Raw genomic sequence first — 17,026 nt, 5'->3', positions numbered from 1 at the left:
GAGAAATAAAGATGGCAGAAATTTATCTAGCAGGAGGTTGTTTTTGGGGCCTAGAGGAATATTTTTCCCGCATTTCTGGAGTGCTAGCTACCAGTGTCGGCTACGCTAATGGTCAAGTCGAAACGACCAATTACCAGTTGCTCAAGGAAACAGACCATGCAGAAACAGTTCAAGTGATTTACGATGAGAAGATAGTATCACTCAGAGAGATTTTACTTTATTATTTCCGTGTCATTGACCCTTTATCCATCAATCAACAAGGGAATGACCGTGGTCGCCAATATCGAACTGGGATTTATTACCAAGATGAAGCTGATTTGCCAGCTATCTACACAGTGGTGCAGGAGCAGGAGCGCATGCTTGGGCGAAAGCTTGCAGTGGAAGTGGAGAAACTACGTCATTACATTCTAGCTGAAGATTACCACCAAGACTATCTTAAGAAGAATCCTTCAGGTTACTGTCATATCGATGTGGCGGATGCTGAGAAGCCATTGATTGACGCATCTAACTATGAAAAGCCTAGTCAAGAGGTGTTAAAGGGCAGTTTATCTGAAGAATCCTATCGTGTTACCCAAGAAGCTGCTACAGAGGCTCCATTTACCAATGCTTATGACCAAACCTTTGAAGAAGGGATTTATGTAGATATTACGACAGGTGAGCCACTCTTTTTTGCCAAGGATAAGTTTGCCTCAGGTTGTGGTTGGCCAAGTTTTAGCCGTCCGATTTCTAAGGAATTGATTCATTATTACAAGGATCTCAGCCATGGAATGGAGCGAATTGAGGTTCGTTCTCGGTCGGGGAATGCTCACTTGGGTCATGTTTTCACAGATGGCCCTCGGGAGTTAGGTGGACTTCGTTACTGTATTAATTCTGCATCCTTGCGTTTTGTATCCAAGGATGAGATGGAAGAGGAAGGATATGGCTATCTACTGCCTTACTTAAACAAATAAAACAGAGAGGGTGGGTGCTTCCCACTTTCTTCATTTCCAGAATACGAATAGAAGGGATTTATGAAACACCTATTATCTTACTTTAAATCCTACATCAAGGAATCAATTTTAGCCCCCTTGTTCAAGTTACTAGAAGCTGTGTTTGAGCTCTTGGTTCCCATGGTGATTGCTGGGATTGTTGACCAATCCTTGCCCCAGAAAAATCAAGGTCATCTCTGGATGCAGATTGGTTTGCTCCTTATCTTTGCAGTAATTGGTGTTGTAGTGGCCTTAATAGCCCAGTTCTACTCAGCTAAGGCTGCGGTTGGATTTGCCAAAGAATTGACAAACGATCTTTATCGACATATTCTATCTTTACCTAAGGACAGTAGAGATCGTCTGACAACTTCTAGCTTGGTCACTCGCTTGACTTCGGATACCTACCAGATTCAGACTGGAATCAATCAATTCCTGCGTCTCTTTTTGCGAGCACCCATTATCGTTTTTGGTGCCATTTTTATGGCTTATCGCATCTCAGCTGAGCTGACTTTTTGGTTCTTGGTCATGGTTGTCATTTTGACCATTGTTATTGTAGGGCTTTCTAAACTGGTTAATCCTCTCTACAGCAGTCTTAGAAAGAAAACGGACCAACTAGTTCAGGAAACACGTCAGCAATTACAAGGAATGCGGGTTATTCGTGCTTTTGGACAAGAAAAACGAGAGTTACAGATTTTTCAAACTCTTAACCAAGTCTATGCTAGATTACAAGAAAAAACAGGTTTCTGGTCTAGTTTATTAACACCTTTGACCTATCTGATTGTCAATGGAACTCTTCTTGCTATTATCTGGCAGGGATATGTTTCTATTCAAGAAGGATTGCTAAGTCAAGGTGCTCTCATTGCCCTTATTAATTATCTCCTACAGATCTTGGTGGAATTGGTCAAGCTAGCCATGCTGATCAATTCTCTCAACCAGTCCTATATCTCTGCCAAACGAATCGAGGAAGTTTTTGCTGAGGCTCCAGAAGATATTCATTCAAAATTAGAACAAAAGCAAGCTACCAGTGATCAGGTTTTACAAGTCCAAGAATTGACCTTTACCTATCCTGATGCGGCCCAGCCTTCTCTGAGAGATATTTCCTTTGATATGAAGCAAGGGCAAATCCTTGGTATCATTGGGGGAACGGGTTCTGGTAAATCAAGTTTGGTGCAACTCATCCTTGGACTTTATCCAGCAGACAAGGGAAGCATTGACCTTTATCGTGATGGACGTAGTCCTCTTAATTTGGAGCAGTGGCGGTCCTGGATTGCTTATGTATCCCAAAAAGTCGAACTTTTTAAGGGAACTATTCGTTCCAACTTGACTCTAGGTTTCAATCACGAAGTAACGGACCAAGAACTTTGGCAGGCCTTGGAAATTGCACAAGCCAAGGATTTTGTCAGTGAAAAGGAAGGACTTTTGGATGCCCTAGTTGAGACAGGAGGACGAAATTTCTCAGGTGGACAAAAACAAAGGCTGTCTATCGCACGAGCAGTCTTGCGCCAGGCTCCGTTTCTTATCTTAGATGATGCTACCTCAGCACTGGACACTATCACTGAGTCCAAGCTCTTGAAAGCTATCCGAGAAAATTTGCCAAATACGAGCTTAATTTTGATTTCTCAACGAACCTCGACTTTACAGATGGCTGCCCAGATTCTACTCTTAGAAAAAGGAGAGCTCCTAGCTATCGGCAAGCACGAGGACTTGATGAAATTTAGTCAAGTTTATCGCGAAATCAATGCATCTCAACATGGTAAGGAGGACTAGCATGAGACGACAAACTGCAAACCAGACACTCAAATGCTTGGCTAAAGATTTTGCAAGTCATCCTTTCCTCCTTTTCCTAGCTTTTCTAGGAACTATTGCCCAGGTTGGCTTATCAATCTACCTACCAATATTGATTGGGAAGGTCATTGACCAGGTCCTTGTGGATGGTTCTTCACCAGTTTTTTGGCATATTTTTATTCAAATGGTCTTGGTAGTCATAGGAAATACCCTTGTACAGTGGGCCAATCCTCTCCTATATAATCGCCTAATCTTCTCTTATACCAGAGATTTACGAGAGAGAATAATCAACAAGCTCCATTGGTTACCGATTGCCTTTGTGGATCGACAAGGAAGTGGAGAAATGGTTAGTCGTGTAACCACGGACATCGAACAGTTGGCAGTTGGCTTGACCATGATTTTTAACCAATTTTTCATTGGCGTCTTGATGATTTTGGTTAGTATTCTAGCCATGCTCCAAATTCATCTCCTCATGACTCTCTTGGTCTTGCTGTTGACGCCATTGTCTATGGTAATCTCACGCTTTATTGCCAAACGCTCCTATCATCTCTTCCAAAAGCAAACAGAAACAAGGGGGATTCAGACACAATTAATTGAAGAATCGTTGAGCCAGCAGACCATCATCCAGTCCTTTAATGCTCAGGCAGAGTTTATCAAAAGACTGCGTGAGGCTAATGCCAACTACGCAGGCTATTCTCAGTCAGCCATCTTTTATTCTTCAACGGTCAATCCTTCGACTCGCTTTGTCAATGCACTCATTTATGCGCTTTTAGCTGGAGTAGGAGCTTATCGTATCATGATGGGGTCCACCTTGACCATTGGGCATTTAGTGACTTTTTTGAACTATGTTCAACAGTACACCAAGCCCTTTAACGATATTTCTTCAGTTCTAGCCGAATTGCAAAGTGCTCTCGCTTGCGCAGAGCGTGTTTATAGAGTCTTAGAGAGTCCTGAGGTGGCTGAAAGTGGCAAGGAGGTCTTGATCAGTGACCAAGTTAAGGGAGCTATTTCCTTTAAACATGTCTCTTTTGGCTACCATCCTGAAAAGATTTTGATTAAGGATTTATCTATTGATATTCCAGCTGGTAGCAAGGTGGCCATCGTCGGTCCGACGGGTGCTGGAAAATCAACCCTTATCAATCTCCTCATGCGTTTTTATCCCATTAACTCAGGAGATATATTGTTGGATGGAAAATCCATTTATGACTATAGTCGAGCATCATTGAGACAACAATTTGGCATGGTGCTACAGGAAACTTGGCTCAAGCAAGGGACCATTCATGATAATATTGCCTTTGGAAATCCTGAAGCCAGTCGGGAGCAGGTGATTGCTGCTGCCAAAGCAGCCAATGCAGACTTTTTCATCCAACAGTTGCCACAGGGTTATGATACTAAGTTGGAAAATGCAGGAGAATCTCTATCTGTTGGTCAGGCTCAACTCTTGACCATAGCTCGAGTCTTTCTAGCTATTCCCAAGATTCTTATCTTAGACGAGGCGACTTCTTCCATTGATACACGGACAGAGGTGCTAGTACAGGATGCCTTTGCCAAACTCATGAAGGGGCGCACAAGCTTTATCATCGCCCACCGCTTGTCAACCATTCAGGATGCGGATTTGATCCTTGTCTTAGTGGATGGTGACATCGTGGAATACGGTAACCATCAGGAACTTATGGCTCGAAAGGGCAAGTATTACCAAATGCAGCAAGCTGCAGCTTTTAGCTCTGACTAATCCTTTCTACTTTGAAATCTTATGGACAAAAAAAGTTGCCTTCGGGTGACTTTTTTGTTACAATAGCTAGAAAAATTGTTCACTGTAAATTGTCTTTTAGAAAAGGAGCCTAGTATGAAAGTCTGTCAGCATGTAAATATTGTGACTTGTGACCAAGATTTCCATGTCTATCTTGATGGAATCTTAGCTGTTAAGGATTCTCAAATCGTCTATGTCGGTCAAGAGAAGTCAGAGATTTTAGAGCAAGCTGAGCAGATTATAGACTATCAGGGAGCCTGGATTATGCCTGGTTTGGTCAATTGCCATACCCATTCTGCTATGACAGGATTGAGAGGAATCCGAGATGACAGTAATCTCCATGAATGGCTCAATGACTATATCTGGCCAGCAGAGGCTGAGTTTACACCCGACATGACTACCAAGGCAGTTAAAGAAGCTCTGACAGAGATGCTCCAGTCAGGTACAACAACCTTTAACGATATGTATAATCCCAATGGTGTGGATATTGAGCGGATTTATCAGACAGTGAAAGATTCCAAGATGCGTTGTTATTTCTCGCCGACTCTCTTTTCTTCAGAGGCAGAAACAACTGCTGAGACGATAAGTAAAACTCGAGCAATTATTGAGGAAATTATTGGATATAAAAATCCAAATTTTAAGGTTATGGTAGCCCCTCATTCTCCTTACAGCTGTAATCAAGACTTGCTACAAGCGAGTTTAGACATGGCAAAAGAGCTAAATATTCCTCTCCATATCCATGTGGCGGAGACCAAGGAGGAGTCAGGAATTATCCTGAAACGATACGGCAAACGTCCTCTTGCTTTTCTAGAAGAACTTGGTTACTTAGATCATCCGTCTGTCTTTGCTCACGGGGTCGAATTAAACGAGAGAGAAATTGAACGCTTGGCAACTTCTCAAGTGTCTATTGCCCACAATCCTATCAGTAATCTCAAATTGGCATCAGGGATTGCTCCTATCATTCAACTGCAAAAAGCAGGAGTAGCGGTTGGAATTGCGACGGATTCGGTTGCCTCCAACAACAACCTTGATATGTTTGAGGAAGGACGGACTGCAGCTCTCCTTCAGAAAATGAAGAGTGGAGATGCTAGCCAATTCCCTATCGAAACAGCTCTCAAGGCTCTGACAATCGAAGGTGCTAAGGTCCTAGGAATGGAAAATCAGATAGGAAGTCTGGAAGTAGGTAAACAGGCAGATTTTCTCGTTATTCAACCACAAGGAAAAATTCATCTCCAACCCCAAGAAAATATGCTTTCTCACCTGGTTTATGCTGTTAAATCCAGTGATGTAGATGATGTTTATATCGCCGGAGAACAGGTTGTGAAGCAAGGTCAAGTCTTGACAGTAGAACTTTAAAAGAAAAATCAAAAAAATTTAAAAAAAGTTTGCAAAAATCTTGCATTCTTTTTTTGACTATGCTATACTTATATACGGTTTGAAAAAACTGCCTAAGACAGTAGGGGAGCTCGACTCATAAGTATCCTACCGAGGACAAAACGTATCATGTAAAAAGAAGCGTATTGTACTTTCGTGTCTAGGTTTGGGCGCGTTTTTCTTTTGGAAAAATTCCCCAAGCAAAATAATAACGGAGGTGAACACACTAATGAGTGAAGCAATTATTGCTAAAAAAGCGGAACTAGTTGACGTAGTAGCTGAAAAAATGAAAGCTGCTGCATCTATCGTCGTTGTAGACGCTCGTGGTTTGACAGTTGAGCAAGATACAGTTCTTCGTCGTGAGCTTCGTGGAAGCGAAGTTGAGTATAAAGTTATTAAAAACTCAATCTTGCGTCGTGCAGCTGAAAAAGCTGGTCTTGAAGATCTTGCATCAGTATTTGTTGGACCATCTGCAGTAGCATTTTCTAACGAAGATGTTATCGCACCAGCGAAAATCTTGAACGATTTTGCTAAAGACGCTGAAGCACTTGAAATTAAAGGTGGTGCAATCGAAGGCGCTGTCGCATCTAAAGAAGAGATTCTTGCACTTGCAACTCTTCCAAACCGCGAAGGACTTCTTTCTATGCTCCTTTCTGTACTTCAAGCGCCAGTGCGCAACGTTGCTCTTGCAGTCAAAGCGGTTGCAGACAACAAAGAAGACGCAGCTTAATCTTAAGCTACGCAGCGTAGCGTAGCTACGAAAATCTATTATAAATTTAAAACATATTTGGAGGAAATAACAATGGCATTGAACATTGAAAACATTATTGCTGAAATTAAAGAAGCTTCAATCCTTGAATTGAACGACCTTGTAAAAGCTATCGAAGAAGAATTTGGTGTAACTGCAGCTGCTCCTGTAGCTGTTGCTGCAGCTGGTGCTGCTGACGCTGGTGCTGCTAAAGATTCATTCGACGTTGAATTGACATCTGCAGGCGACAAAAAAGTTGGCGTTATCAAAGTTGTACGTGAAATCACAGGTCTTGGTCTTAAAGAAGCTAAAGAACTTGTTGATGGTGCACCAGCACTTGTTAAAGAAGGTGTTGCAACTGCAGAAGCTGAAGAAATCAAAGCTAAATTGGAAGAAGCTGGAGCTTCAGTTACTCTTAAATAATAGAGTAACTACATTAGTAGCTTAAAAACATGATTAAACCGCTATTCTTAGGAGTAGCGGTTTTTATTTTGGTTTAAAAAGGGGCAAAAAAGGGTCAAACTATTTATAAAGTTTCTCCAGGACATCAACAACTCATATAGGGGATTGCTCCAAAGATAATAATTTATAAGTATGAGTTGCCTTTTCAACAAAGGGGTTATATAATAGTAATATAGGTATGGAAGATTAATCTTATAATTTATAGTTTTCATTTTAGAGGAGAAAAGATGGCATTAAATTTGTTTGATGTTATTCGTTATGAAGGTGAAGATACAAGGAATATACTTGCTTGGAGACATCCTAAAACGAATATCAAGATAGGAGCAACTGTAATTGTAAACCCTGGTCAGTGTGCTGTATTGTTTTCAAATGGAAGAGCAGTAACTACTTATGATGCTGGTAAACATAAGATTGAAGGATATGATATTCAAGTAGTTTCAGGAATAAAAAACTTTCTAAGTGGAGGTATTTCGTCTGACTCATTGTTTTTGTGGTTTGTGAATATGTATGATTTACAACCGATTGGATGGGGAACTTCTTCTCCTATAATGGTTCGAGATCCAGAAAGTGATATTCCTGTAGAATTGAAAATACATGGAAATTTCATTCCTCGAATTGTAGACTTAGAAGCTTTTATATTAGAATTTATGCCAAGTCACCCCGATATTATAACAGCTCCTATTTTACAAAAACGGTTTAGACAAACTGTTAGTGGGTTGATTAGTTCAGCTATTTCACAAGTAATATACAACCATAAGATTCCAATTCTTGATATTGAGATGCACAGTTTTGATATGTCTGTTGCTTTGTCAGCTATTTTATCCAGCCATTTTTCTAAATATGGAATTAGTATTGAGGAATTTAACATTGAGGCTTTAAAGGTAAATCAGAATAGCAATGGATATAGAGAAATCTTTAAATTCCACAAGCAAATTTTGGAAGCCAAAAGCAAGCAGGCTGGTAGAGATATTGAAGAGTATACTTATCAAGAAGAGAGACAATTTGATCTTTTAGAAGAGGCAGCAAAAAATAATGATTCTGCAGGAAATCTAATGGGAGCAGGCGTGGAAATAGCTATGGGACTTTCCTTGGGAGCTAAATTTAGCAACTTGGTGGATCAGATTGAAGATAGGAATTCATTTGACAAAGATGTTAAACAGCATCAAACTGACCTCAAAGGAGAAACAGGCTTAGCTAAGTTTTGTAGCCAATGCGGGACTGCTTTTTTGGAAGGAGCAAACTTCTGTTCTAATTGCGGGCACGAAAGATAATTCAAATTATTGGAAAAATCATTTTTATATCAATCTAGTTTAAGTATTATCTTTAATCTTTGATTTTTTGTATTTTCAAATTTACTTTTGAATTTATTTGGGAAATCTGGGATTGCCAGAGTTTCCCTTTTTCTTAGAAATCTAAAACTAAGATCTTTTATTTCGTTTTTAGATCTTTCAAATTATGTAATTCTAAGTATGGAAATGTATGAATAAATACACCAATTCCCTGAAAGATATTAGGAAATCTTTTTAAAAGAGTAAGGGATTACTTAGACAAGTTCTATGACAAGAGGATATAGTAGATGTACCAAGTATTTCGTTTATTAAGTATACTTTTTATGGGATTGACAAGCGCAACGTTTTTTATTTCTTTATTGTTCGTAACTCTATTTTTAGTACATGGTAAGCCGATTTTCTCAATATTAACTCCTATTGTTTTCTCTTTATCGGGTTTCTTTTTGTCTTCCTTTGCATTTTATAGCTTTGGTGTTTTAGAAAATATAAAAATTAAAGTCAAAGCTTTGGATGAGATATATAATGGGAAAGCTCTTTATAGAGAATATATAGCAACTAGAGGAGAAGATAGGTGAAACAGTATATTAAGAATAATTGGGAAAAAGGCTTTCATTGGTTAATTTCAAATATAGTAATACTCTGTTTTGTAGTTTTATCACTTGCTATCTTTTCTATAGATGATGGACTAACTATCTTTATATTGAAAAATCTTGATTTTATAATTTTGGCAAAATCTATTGGAATTCCCGTTGTTATCAGTTTTTTATTTTTATCATTTCAGAATGTTTTCTTTTTACTAGTTGCTTTAATTATTTTATATTTATTTCGAGAAACAATTAAAGATTCCTTTTCCTTGAAGAAATTAAAACAGAAGAATTTACTTCAAATGCTTGTTTTAATCATTTTATCATCATTTTTTGAAGATGAAAAATCTAGGGAATGGTCTATTCGATTTCTATTTCTTTTAGCTCCGTGGTATTTGTTTAGTGTGATCTCAATATTGGTAATGACTTATCGTAAGTCAAAGAGAGAAGAGGAAGTTAAGAAACGAAATCAAATACAAGCTTTATTCACTTTATTTGAAAATCACCAGATTAACAAAAATACATATCCCGTTATTTGTCCATCATGTAGTGGTGAGAATCTGCTTGATCTAGGGCAAGGTAAATCATGTGATTATTGCGGTGCATGGTTATCTAGAAAGGAAATATAAATGAGACGCTATCGTTTAATCATTTCCAAGGTTGTTTATCCTATAGTATCTTTCATATGTATTCTTTCGGGCTTGAAATTTTATCAGTCCATAGATAAAGAAATAAGATGGTTATTAGGAAAAAAAGAAGGATTACTTCACGATTTCTACTTTATGTGGCTTTTAATAGTTACAATTTTGTTTGTTTTATTTTTCCTATTTTTGCTTATATCATCTTTTTTATTCTTAAAACAGCCACGAATGAAACAATATGACAAAGCTTTGATAACAGTTCTTAAGTTTGAAGAACAAGGTGAGGATGTTATTGAAATTAAAGGAAAAGAATTGCGAGATGAGTTATCTTATAAATTATCAGCAAAACGTGTTTATTGTCCTACTTGTCATAAGCCAACAGATGGAGTCATTGGAAGTGAATTGACCTGTGAAACTTGCAGTAAAACTTTTATAGTTTCTTGATTTTAAGATAATAGAAATGCTATTATCTGATAGCTATTTTGATATTGTTTCTAAAACCTAGCAAGTTTATTTTCTTTAAAATACAAAAAGCAACAACTGTCTAGCTGTTGCTTTTTGTTAACTTTTTTCAAGTATTAAACAATACCTTGTGCAATCATAGCATTTGCTACATTTTCAAAGGCAGCAATGTTAGCTCCTGCAAGGTAGTCTTTATCAAGACCGTATGTTTCTGAAGTTGTTTTAGCTGTGTTGAAGATGTTTGTCATGATGTCTTTGAGACGTCCATCAACTTCTTCACGAGTCCATGAGAGGCGAAGGCTATTTTGGCTCATTTCAAGGGCTGAAACGGCTACACCACCAGCGTTGGCAGCTTTGGCAGGTCCGTAGAAGATACCATTTTCTTTGTAAACTTTGATAGCATCAAGGTCGCTTGGCATGTTGGCACCTTCAGATACACAGATAACTCCTTGACCAACCAAGCGTTTAGCAGCTTCACCGTTGATTTCGTTTTGAGTAGCACATGGAAGAGCGATATCGTAGTTTCCAGCGTAAGTCCATACAGAACCTTCATGATAAGTAGCAGTTGCTTTCTCAGCTGCATACTCAGTCAAACGAGCGCGACGTTTTTCTTTAACATCAACCAAAAGATCGAAGTCGATACCATTTTCATCGATAACATAGCCGTTTGAGTCAGATACAGAGATTACAGTAGCACCAAGTTCAGTTGCTTTTTGAAGAGCGTATTGAGCAACGTTACCAGAACCTGAAATAACCACTTTCTTACCAGCAAAGCTGTTACCGTTAGCTTTGAGCATTTCTTCAGTATAGTAAACCAAACCGTAACCAGTTGCTTCTGGACGAATCAAGCTACCACCAAATCCAAGAGGTTTACCAGTCAAGACACCAGCATCAAATTGGTTAAGGCGTTTGTATTGACCGTAAAGGTAACCAATCTCACGTCCACCAACACCGATATCACCAGCAGGTACATCAAGTGATGGTCCGATGTGTTTTTGTAATTCAGTCATGAAGCTTTGGCAGAAGCGCATTACTTCAGCATCTGTTTTACCTTTAGGATCGAAGTCTGATCCCCCTTTACCTCCACCGATTGGAAGTCCAGTCAAAACGTTTTTAAAGATTTGTTCAAATCCGAGGAATTTTAAAATCCCTTGGTTTACAGTTGGGTGGAAACGAAGTCCGCCTTTGTATGGTCCAACAGCTGAGTTGAATTGAACACGGTAGCCACGGTTTACTTGAACTTTTCCATCACGGTCAACCCAAGGAACACGGAAAGAAATCACGCGTTCTGGCTCAGTAATACGTGCCAATATATTTTCTTCGATATACTCAGGGTGTTTTTCAAATACAGGTTCCAAAGTGTTGAAAAATTCTTCAACAGCTTGGAGGAATTCAGCCTCGTGCCCGTTACGAGCTTTCACAGTTTCAAACACGCTTTGGATATATTCTTTAGCAGATGTCATATCGTTCTCCTTAAATTCTAATTTAATTATGTGTGTCATTATAGCAGAAATTTTTTTAACTGTAAAGAGAAAAACAAAAATTTTCTAAAAATTCTTTCAATTTGATTTTTTGGGTTGTTTGAAATTGGAAATTTTAGAAAGTGGATAAAAAACGAACGTTTTTCTTATAAATGACTTTCTTGAAGAGAAAAGCTGAAAATATGGTATAATATTAGCAATAAAAGGAATCTGGAGGATCAGAATCATGGTATCAACGAAAACACAAATTGCTGGTTTTGAGTTTGACAATTGCTTGATGAATGCAGCAGGTGTGGCTTGTATGACGATAGAGGAGTTAGAAGGGGTTAAAAACTCAGCGGCAGGAACTTTTGTGACCAAGACTGCGACCTTGGACTTTCGTCAGGGAAATCCTGAACCACGCTATCAAGATATTCCCCTTGGTTCTATCAACTCTATGGGATTACCGAATAATGGCTTAGATTATTATTTGGACTATCTTTTGGATCTGCAGGAAAAAGAGCCGAACCGGACTTTCTTCTTATCTCTAGTCGGCATGTCTCCAGAGGAAACCCATACTATCTTGAAAAAAGTCCAAGAGAGTGAGTTTCGTGGTCTGACTGAGCTAAATCTCTCCTGTCCAAATGTTCCAGGTAAACCTCAGATTGCCTATGATTTTGAGACAACAGACCGGATTTTGGCAGAGGTATTTGCCTATTTTACCAAACCTTTAGGAATTAAATTGCCACCATATTTTGATATTGTTCACTTTGACCAAGCGGCAGCTATTTTCAATAAGTATCCTCTTAAGTTTGTAAACTGCGTCAACTCTATCGGAAACGGCCTATATATAGAAGATGAGTCCGTCGTTATTCGTCCTAAAAATGGTTTTGGTGGGATTGGTGGGGAGTACATCAAACCGACTGCTCTAGCGAATGTTCATGCTTTTTATCAACGTTTAAATCCTCAAATCCAAATCATCGGAACAGGTGGCGTTCTGACTGGTAGAGATGCCTTTGAACATATCCTCTGTGGAGCGAGTATGGTGCAGGTGGGAACTACCCTTCACAAAGAAGGTGTCGGTACCTTCGAACGTATTACCAATGAACTGAAAGCAATCATGGCGGAAAAAGGGTACGAGAGCCTAGAAGATTTCCGTGGGAAATTGCGCTATATTGACTAAATTCATTAAAAAATCAGAAGAAAGGAGAGAAGATGCTAGCTATTGAAGAAAGCCAGAAGTTGACTTTATCAAATTTACCCAGTCTGATCCTATTTACAGGGACAGACCAGGGCCAGTTTGAAGTTATGAAGAGTCAAGTGTTGAAACAGATTGGCTATGATTCTGCTGACCTTAACTTTGCCTACTTTGATATGAAAGAAGTAGTTTACAAGGATGTGGAACTGGAGTTGGTCAGCCTTCCTTTCTTTGCGGATGAGAAAATCGTGATATTAGATCATTTTGTCGATATCACAACTGCTAAAAAGCGCTTTTTGACAGATGACGAGCTCAAGTCGTTTGAGGAATACCTTGACAATCCTTCCCCAACAACCAAGTTGATAATCTTTGCAGAAGGAAAGCTGGATAGCAAAAGACGATTGGTTAAATTACTTAAGCGTGATGCCAAGCTCTTTGATGCAATAGAAGCTAAAGAACAAGAATTGCGCCAGTATTTCCAAAAGTGGAGCCAGAAAGAAGGTCTGCAGTTTACCAATCATTCTTTTGAAAATCTCCTTATCAAGTCGGGTTTTCAATTTAGCGCAATTCAGAAAAATCTCCTCTTTTTACAGTCCTATAAGGAAGACTCTGTTATCGAGGAAGAGGATATTGTTAACGCAATTCCCAAGACCTTGCAGGACAATATTTTTGATTTAACTCAGTTTATTCTGACTAAAAAGATGGACCAGGCGCGAGATTTGGTTAGAGACTTGACCTTGCAAGGAGAAGATGAAATCAAGTTGATTGCAGTCATGCTAGGACAATTTCGGACTTTTACTCAGGTGAAGATTTTGTCGGAGTCTGGGCAAACAGAAGCGCAGATTGCAAGTAGTCTAGGAAGTTTTCTCGGACGCAATCCAAATCCCTATCAGATTAAGTTTGCGCTGAGAGATTCAAGAGGACTTTCCTTGAGCTTTTTGAAACAAGTTATTTCCTACTTGATTGAGACAGATTATCAGATTAAAACAGGTCTCTATGAAAAGAGTTTCCTTTTTGAAAAGGCACTCTTACAGATTGCTAGTCAGGTAAATTGATATTTTTTTGAAACTACAACCCGCGTCAGGATTATCTTGTCGTGGGTTTCTTGCTGATTTGCTTGTTTTATACTCAATGAAAATCAAAGAGCAAACTAGGAAACTAGCCGCAGGTTGCTCAAAGCACTGCTTTGAGGTTGTAGATAAGACTGACGAAGTCAGCTCAAAACACTGTTTTGAGGTTGTAGATAAGACTGACGAAGTCAGTAACATACCTACGGCAAGGCGACGTTGACGCGGTTTGAAGAGATTTTCGAAGAGTATTATTAGAATATATTTCAGTGATTTCCTTATCTATAAGCAAAAAACTTGAAAAAAGTGAATGTTTGCGTTATCATTTTCATATAGAAAGAAAAAGAGGTATTACAGATGGCTATTATCTTACCAGATCTTCCATATGCATACGACGCTTTGGAACCATACATCGATGCGGAAACAATGCACTTGCACCATGACAAACACCATCAAACTTATGTCAACAATGCTAATGCAGCTCTTGAAAAACACCCTGAAATCGGTGAAGATCTTGAAGCCTTGCTTGTTGATGTAGAATCTATTCCAGCTGATATCCGTCAAGCACTTATCAATAACGGTGGCGGACACTTGAACCACGCTCTTTTCTGGGAATTGATGAGTCCTGAGAAAACAACTCCTTCAGCAGAACTTGCAGCAGCAATCGATGCAACATTTGGTTCATTTGAAGAATTCCAAGCGGCCTTCACTGCAGCAGCAACAACTCGTTTTGGTTCAGGATGGGCATGGTTGGTTGTCAACAAAGAAGGGAAACTTGAAGTGACTTCAACAGCAAACCAAGACACACCAATCTCAGAAGGTAAAAAACCAATCTTGGGCTTGGACGTTTGGGAACATGCATACTACGTGAAATACCGCAACGTGCGTCCTGACTACATCAAAGCTTTCTTCTCAGTGATCAACTGGAACAAAGTAGATGAATTGTACGCAGCTGCTAAATAATGATAGTTGGAGGGAAGAATTGTTCTTCTCTTTTTAAGGTTATATTATTTTGGTCTGACAAAATCGTCAGACTTTTTTCATTTTTATGAGAAACGTGCTAACTGCTAGAAATTATGGTAGAATAAAGTATTAAGTAATCGTGAAAAAAGGATATCTATGCGAAAAGAAATTGCACCTGAATTATACAACTATAACAAGTTTCCTGGTCCTGAGTTCCATTTACATGGGGAGAAGGTCGAAACGGAAGGGATAGCTTTTTCCTTGGTGGAAAATATCAAGGATGCCTTTGATGTGACGGCTTTTAATCAGCGTTTTTCAGAAGTCTTAACAAAGTTTGATTATATCGTGGGAGACTGGAGCAACGAACAGCTTCGCCTACGAGGTTTTTATAAGGATGATCGAACAGAAGAAAAACTTGAAAAAATCAGTCGTTTACAAGACTACCTTTTAGAGTATTGTAGTTATGGTTGTGCCTATTTTGTCTTATCAAATGAAGCCCCTAAGCGCGCATCATTTGATAAGAAAATGCGTAAGAAGGAAGAAGAACAGCCTTCTAGAAAAGGAAAGAAATCGGCTCAAACTAAACGAAAACCGAATGCAGATAAGAAAAATAGACGTCGTCAGAAAGACCAGCATTCTCAGAAAGAGGACAAGGGACAACGTCATTTTGTCATTCGTCAGAAGTGAGTAGAGAATAAGGAGAAGAAATGAAACCGTCAATTTATAGTTTAACACGTCAAACCATGCAGGAATGGGTTTTGGAGCAGGGAGAAAAGAAATTCCGTGCAGATCAAATCTGGGAATGGCTTTACCGTAAACGTGTTCAGTCATTTGAAGAGATGACCAACCTTTCCAAGGATTTGATTGCTAAGCTTAATGACCAGTTTGTGGTCAATCCCTTGAAACAACGTATCGTTCAAGAGTCTGCTGATGGTACTGTCAAGTATCTTTTTGAATTGCCAGATGGTATGTTGATTGAGACAGTACTCATGCGTCAACACTACGGTTTATCTGTCTGTGTGACCACTCAGGTCGGCTGTAATATCGGTTGTACCTTCTGTGCCTCTGGTTTGATTAAGAAACAACGTGACCTCAATAATGGGGAAATCGTAGCGCAAATCATGCTGGTTCAGAAATACTTTGATGAGCGTGGTCAGGATGAACGCGTCAGCCATATCGTTGTCATGGGTATCGGTGAGCCCTTTGATAACTACAACAATGTCTTGAATTTCGTCCGTACTATCAATGATGACAAGGGAATGGCCATCGGTGCTCGTCACATTACGGTTTCAACCTCAGGTTTGGCCCATAAAATTCGTGATTTTGCTAATGAAGGAGTTCAGGTCAATCTTGCCGTTTCCCTTCACGCACCTAATAATGAACTGCGCTCAAGCATCATGAAGATTAACCGTGCCTTTCCAATTGAAAAACTCTTTGCGGCTATTGAGTACTATATCGAAACAACCAATCGCCGTGTGACCTTTGAGTATATCATGCTCAATGAAGTCAATGACGGTGTAGAACAAGCCTTGGAATTGGCTGAATTGCTCAAGAATATCAAGAAATTGTCTTATGTCAACTTGATTCCTTATAACCCAGTTAGTGAGCATGACCAATATAGCCGTAGTCCTAAAGAGCGAGTCCTGGCCTTCTATGATACGCTTAAGAAAAAAGGGGTTAACTGTGTTGTTCGTCAAGAGCATGGTACTGATATTGATGCAGCTTGTGGACAATTGCGTTCTAATACAATGAAACGTGACCGCCAGAAGGCAGTCGCAGCAGTCAACCCTTAATGATGAAGAAGACTTATAATCATATTTTGGTCTGGGGAGTTATTTTCTATAGCATTTGCATTGTCTATTTTTGCTTTACTCCTCAAGAACATTCTCCCGTGGGAGTGGAAACTCCAGGTATTCAGCATCTTGGACGCCTGGTTTTTCTTTTGACTCCTTTCAATTCTCTCTGGAAACTAGGTGAAGTGAGTGACATTGGACAATTATATTGGATTTTTCTACAAAATATCCTTAATGTCTTCTTACTTTTTCCTTTGGTGTTTCAACTCCTTTATCTCTTTCCAAACTTGCGGAAAACAAGAAAAGTGATTTTTTTCAGTTTTCTTGTGAGTCTTGGAATTGAGTGTACGCAGTTGGTTTTGGATTTTTTCTTTGATTTTAATCGCGTCTTTGAGATTGATGATTTGTGGACCAATACCTTGGGTGGCTATCTGGCTTGGCTTCTCTATAAACAATTACATAAAAACAAGATAAGGAATTAA

General features: G+C 39.1%; 17 protein-coding genes and 1 other annotated feature. Of the genes, 16 read left to right on the top strand and 1 reads right to left on the bottom strand.

The features are described 5' to 3' along the window. Positions 1–11: 11 nt before the first annotated feature. The 10 genes from msrB to FJN11_RS07575 all read left to right on the top strand — a co-directional run bounded on the left by msrB (position 12) and on the right by FJN11_RS07575 (position 10,045). Positions 12–950: a peptide-methionine (R)-S-oxide reductase MsrB gene (gene msrB / locus FJN11_RS07625; RefSeq protein WP_049551700.1), complete on the top strand. Its 939-nt coding sequence runs from the start codon at positions 12–14 to the stop codon at positions 948–950. Positions 951–1,010: 60 nt separating this feature from the next. Then, positions 1,011–2,735: an ABC transporter ATP-binding protein gene (locus tag FJN11_RS07620; RefSeq protein ID WP_140224254.1), complete on the top strand. Its 1,725-nt coding sequence runs from the start codon at positions 1,011–1,013 to the stop codon at positions 2,733–2,735. 1 nt (position 2,736) lies between these two features. Continuing rightward, positions 2,737–4,485 carry an ABC transporter ATP-binding protein gene (locus tag FJN11_RS07615; protein ID WP_140224253.1) on the top strand — a complete coding sequence of 583 codons (1,749 nt, stop codon included), beginning with the start codon at positions 2,737–2,739 and terminating at the stop codon, positions 4,483–4,485. Between the two features lie 114 nt (positions 4,486–4,599). Beyond that, positions 4,600–5,859 (top strand): TRZ/ATZ family protein, encoded by a 1,260-nt coding sequence (locus FJN11_RS07610; protein ID WP_049551703.1) that lies wholly within the window; start codon positions 4,600–4,602, stop codon positions 5,857–5,859. Between the two features lie 73 nt (positions 5,860–5,932). Beyond that, positions 5,933–6,068 (top strand) — a sequence feature (ribosomal protein L10 leader region). Positions 6,069–6,106: 38 nt separating this feature from the next. Next, complete coding sequence (gene rplJ, locus FJN11_RS07600) at positions 6,107–6,607, top strand: 50S ribosomal protein L10 (RefSeq protein ID WP_045606104.1); 501 nt, start codon at positions 6,107–6,109, stop codon at positions 6,605–6,607. Between the two features lie 72 nt (positions 6,608–6,679). Continuing rightward, positions 6,680–7,048, top strand: coding sequence for a 50S ribosomal protein L7/L12 (gene rplL, locus FJN11_RS07595; RefSeq protein WP_001196965.1), 369 nt, complete (start codon positions 6,680–6,682; stop codon positions 7,046–7,048). Between the two features lie 266 nt (positions 7,049–7,314). Beyond that, positions 7,315–8,358 (top strand): SPFH domain-containing protein, encoded by a 1,044-nt coding sequence (locus FJN11_RS07590; protein ID WP_049551704.1) that lies wholly within the window; start codon positions 7,315–7,317, stop codon positions 8,356–8,358. A gap of 305 nt (positions 8,359–8,663) precedes the next feature. Further along, on the top strand, positions 8,664–8,951 hold the full coding sequence (locus tag FJN11_RS07585; RefSeq protein WP_049551705.1) for a hypothetical protein: 288 nt from the start codon (positions 8,664–8,666) through the stop codon (positions 8,949–8,951). Then, the gene (locus tag FJN11_RS07580) at positions 8,948–9,589 is read left to right on the top strand and encodes a hypothetical protein (protein WP_140224252.1); all 642 of its coding nucleotides are present in this window, start codon (positions 8,948–8,950) and stop codon (positions 9,587–9,589) included. Before FJN11_RS07585 ends, FJN11_RS07580 begins: the two co-directional genes overlap by 4 nt. Further along, the gene (locus FJN11_RS07575; RefSeq protein WP_049551707.1) at positions 9,590–10,045 is read left to right on the top strand and encodes a hypothetical protein; all 456 of its coding nucleotides are present in this window, start codon (positions 9,590–9,592) and stop codon (positions 10,043–10,045) included. Positions 10,046–10,179: 134 nt separating this feature from the next. On the opposite strand, the gene gdhA is transcribed toward FJN11_RS07575, so the two are convergent. Then, positions 10,180–11,526: an NADP-specific glutamate dehydrogenase gene (gene gdhA, locus FJN11_RS07570; protein ID WP_049551708.1), complete on the bottom strand. Its 1,347-nt coding sequence runs from the start codon at positions 11,524–11,526 to the stop codon at positions 10,180–10,182. Between the two features lie 244 nt (positions 11,527–11,770). On the opposite strand from gdhA, the gene FJN11_RS07565 reads away from it, so the two are divergent. The 6 genes from FJN11_RS07565 to FJN11_RS07535 all read left to right on the top strand — a co-directional run bounded on the left by FJN11_RS07565 (position 11,771) and on the right by FJN11_RS07535 (position 17,026). Continuing rightward, the gene (locus FJN11_RS07565; RefSeq protein WP_049551709.1) at positions 11,771–12,706 is read left to right on the top strand and encodes a dihydroorotate oxidase; all 936 of its coding nucleotides are present in this window, start codon (positions 11,771–11,773) and stop codon (positions 12,704–12,706) included. Between the two features lie 32 nt (positions 12,707–12,738). After that, positions 12,739–13,776 carry a DNA polymerase III subunit delta gene (holA, locus tag FJN11_RS07560; protein ID WP_049551710.1) on the top strand — a complete coding sequence of 346 codons (1,038 nt, stop codon included), beginning with the start codon at positions 12,739–12,741 and terminating at the stop codon, positions 13,774–13,776. Positions 13,777–14,145: 369 nt separating this feature from the next. Further along, the gene (gene sodA, locus FJN11_RS07550; RefSeq protein ID WP_049551865.1) at positions 14,146–14,751 is read left to right on the top strand and encodes a superoxide dismutase SodA; all 606 of its coding nucleotides are present in this window, start codon (positions 14,146–14,148) and stop codon (positions 14,749–14,751) included. Between the two features lie 156 nt (positions 14,752–14,907). Further along, the gene (locus FJN11_RS07545) at positions 14,908–15,438 is read left to right on the top strand and encodes a YutD family protein (RefSeq protein ID WP_140224251.1); all 531 of its coding nucleotides are present in this window, start codon (positions 14,908–14,910) and stop codon (positions 15,436–15,438) included. 20 nt (positions 15,439–15,458) lie between these two features. Beyond that, the gene (rlmN, locus tag FJN11_RS07540; protein WP_000804760.1) at positions 15,459–16,544 is read left to right on the top strand and encodes a dual-specificity RNA methyltransferase RlmN; all 1,086 of its coding nucleotides are present in this window, start codon (positions 15,459–15,461) and stop codon (positions 16,542–16,544) included. Further along, positions 16,544–17,026 carry a VanZ family protein gene (locus tag FJN11_RS07535; RefSeq protein ID WP_125431039.1) on the top strand — a complete coding sequence of 161 codons (483 nt, stop codon included), beginning with the start codon at positions 16,544–16,546 and terminating at the stop codon, positions 17,024–17,026. The genes rlmN and FJN11_RS07535 overlap by 1 nt, the downstream gene beginning before the upstream one ends.

Origin of the sequence: Streptococcus symci (genome assembly GCF_006385165.1) — a bacterium.
GTDB classification, from domain to species: domain Bacteria; phylum Bacillota; class Bacilli; order Lactobacillales; family Streptococcaceae; genus Streptococcus; species Streptococcus symci.
The sequence above is the reverse complement of the archived record's forward strand: the minus strand, read 5'-3'. Positions and strand labels throughout refer to the sequence as shown.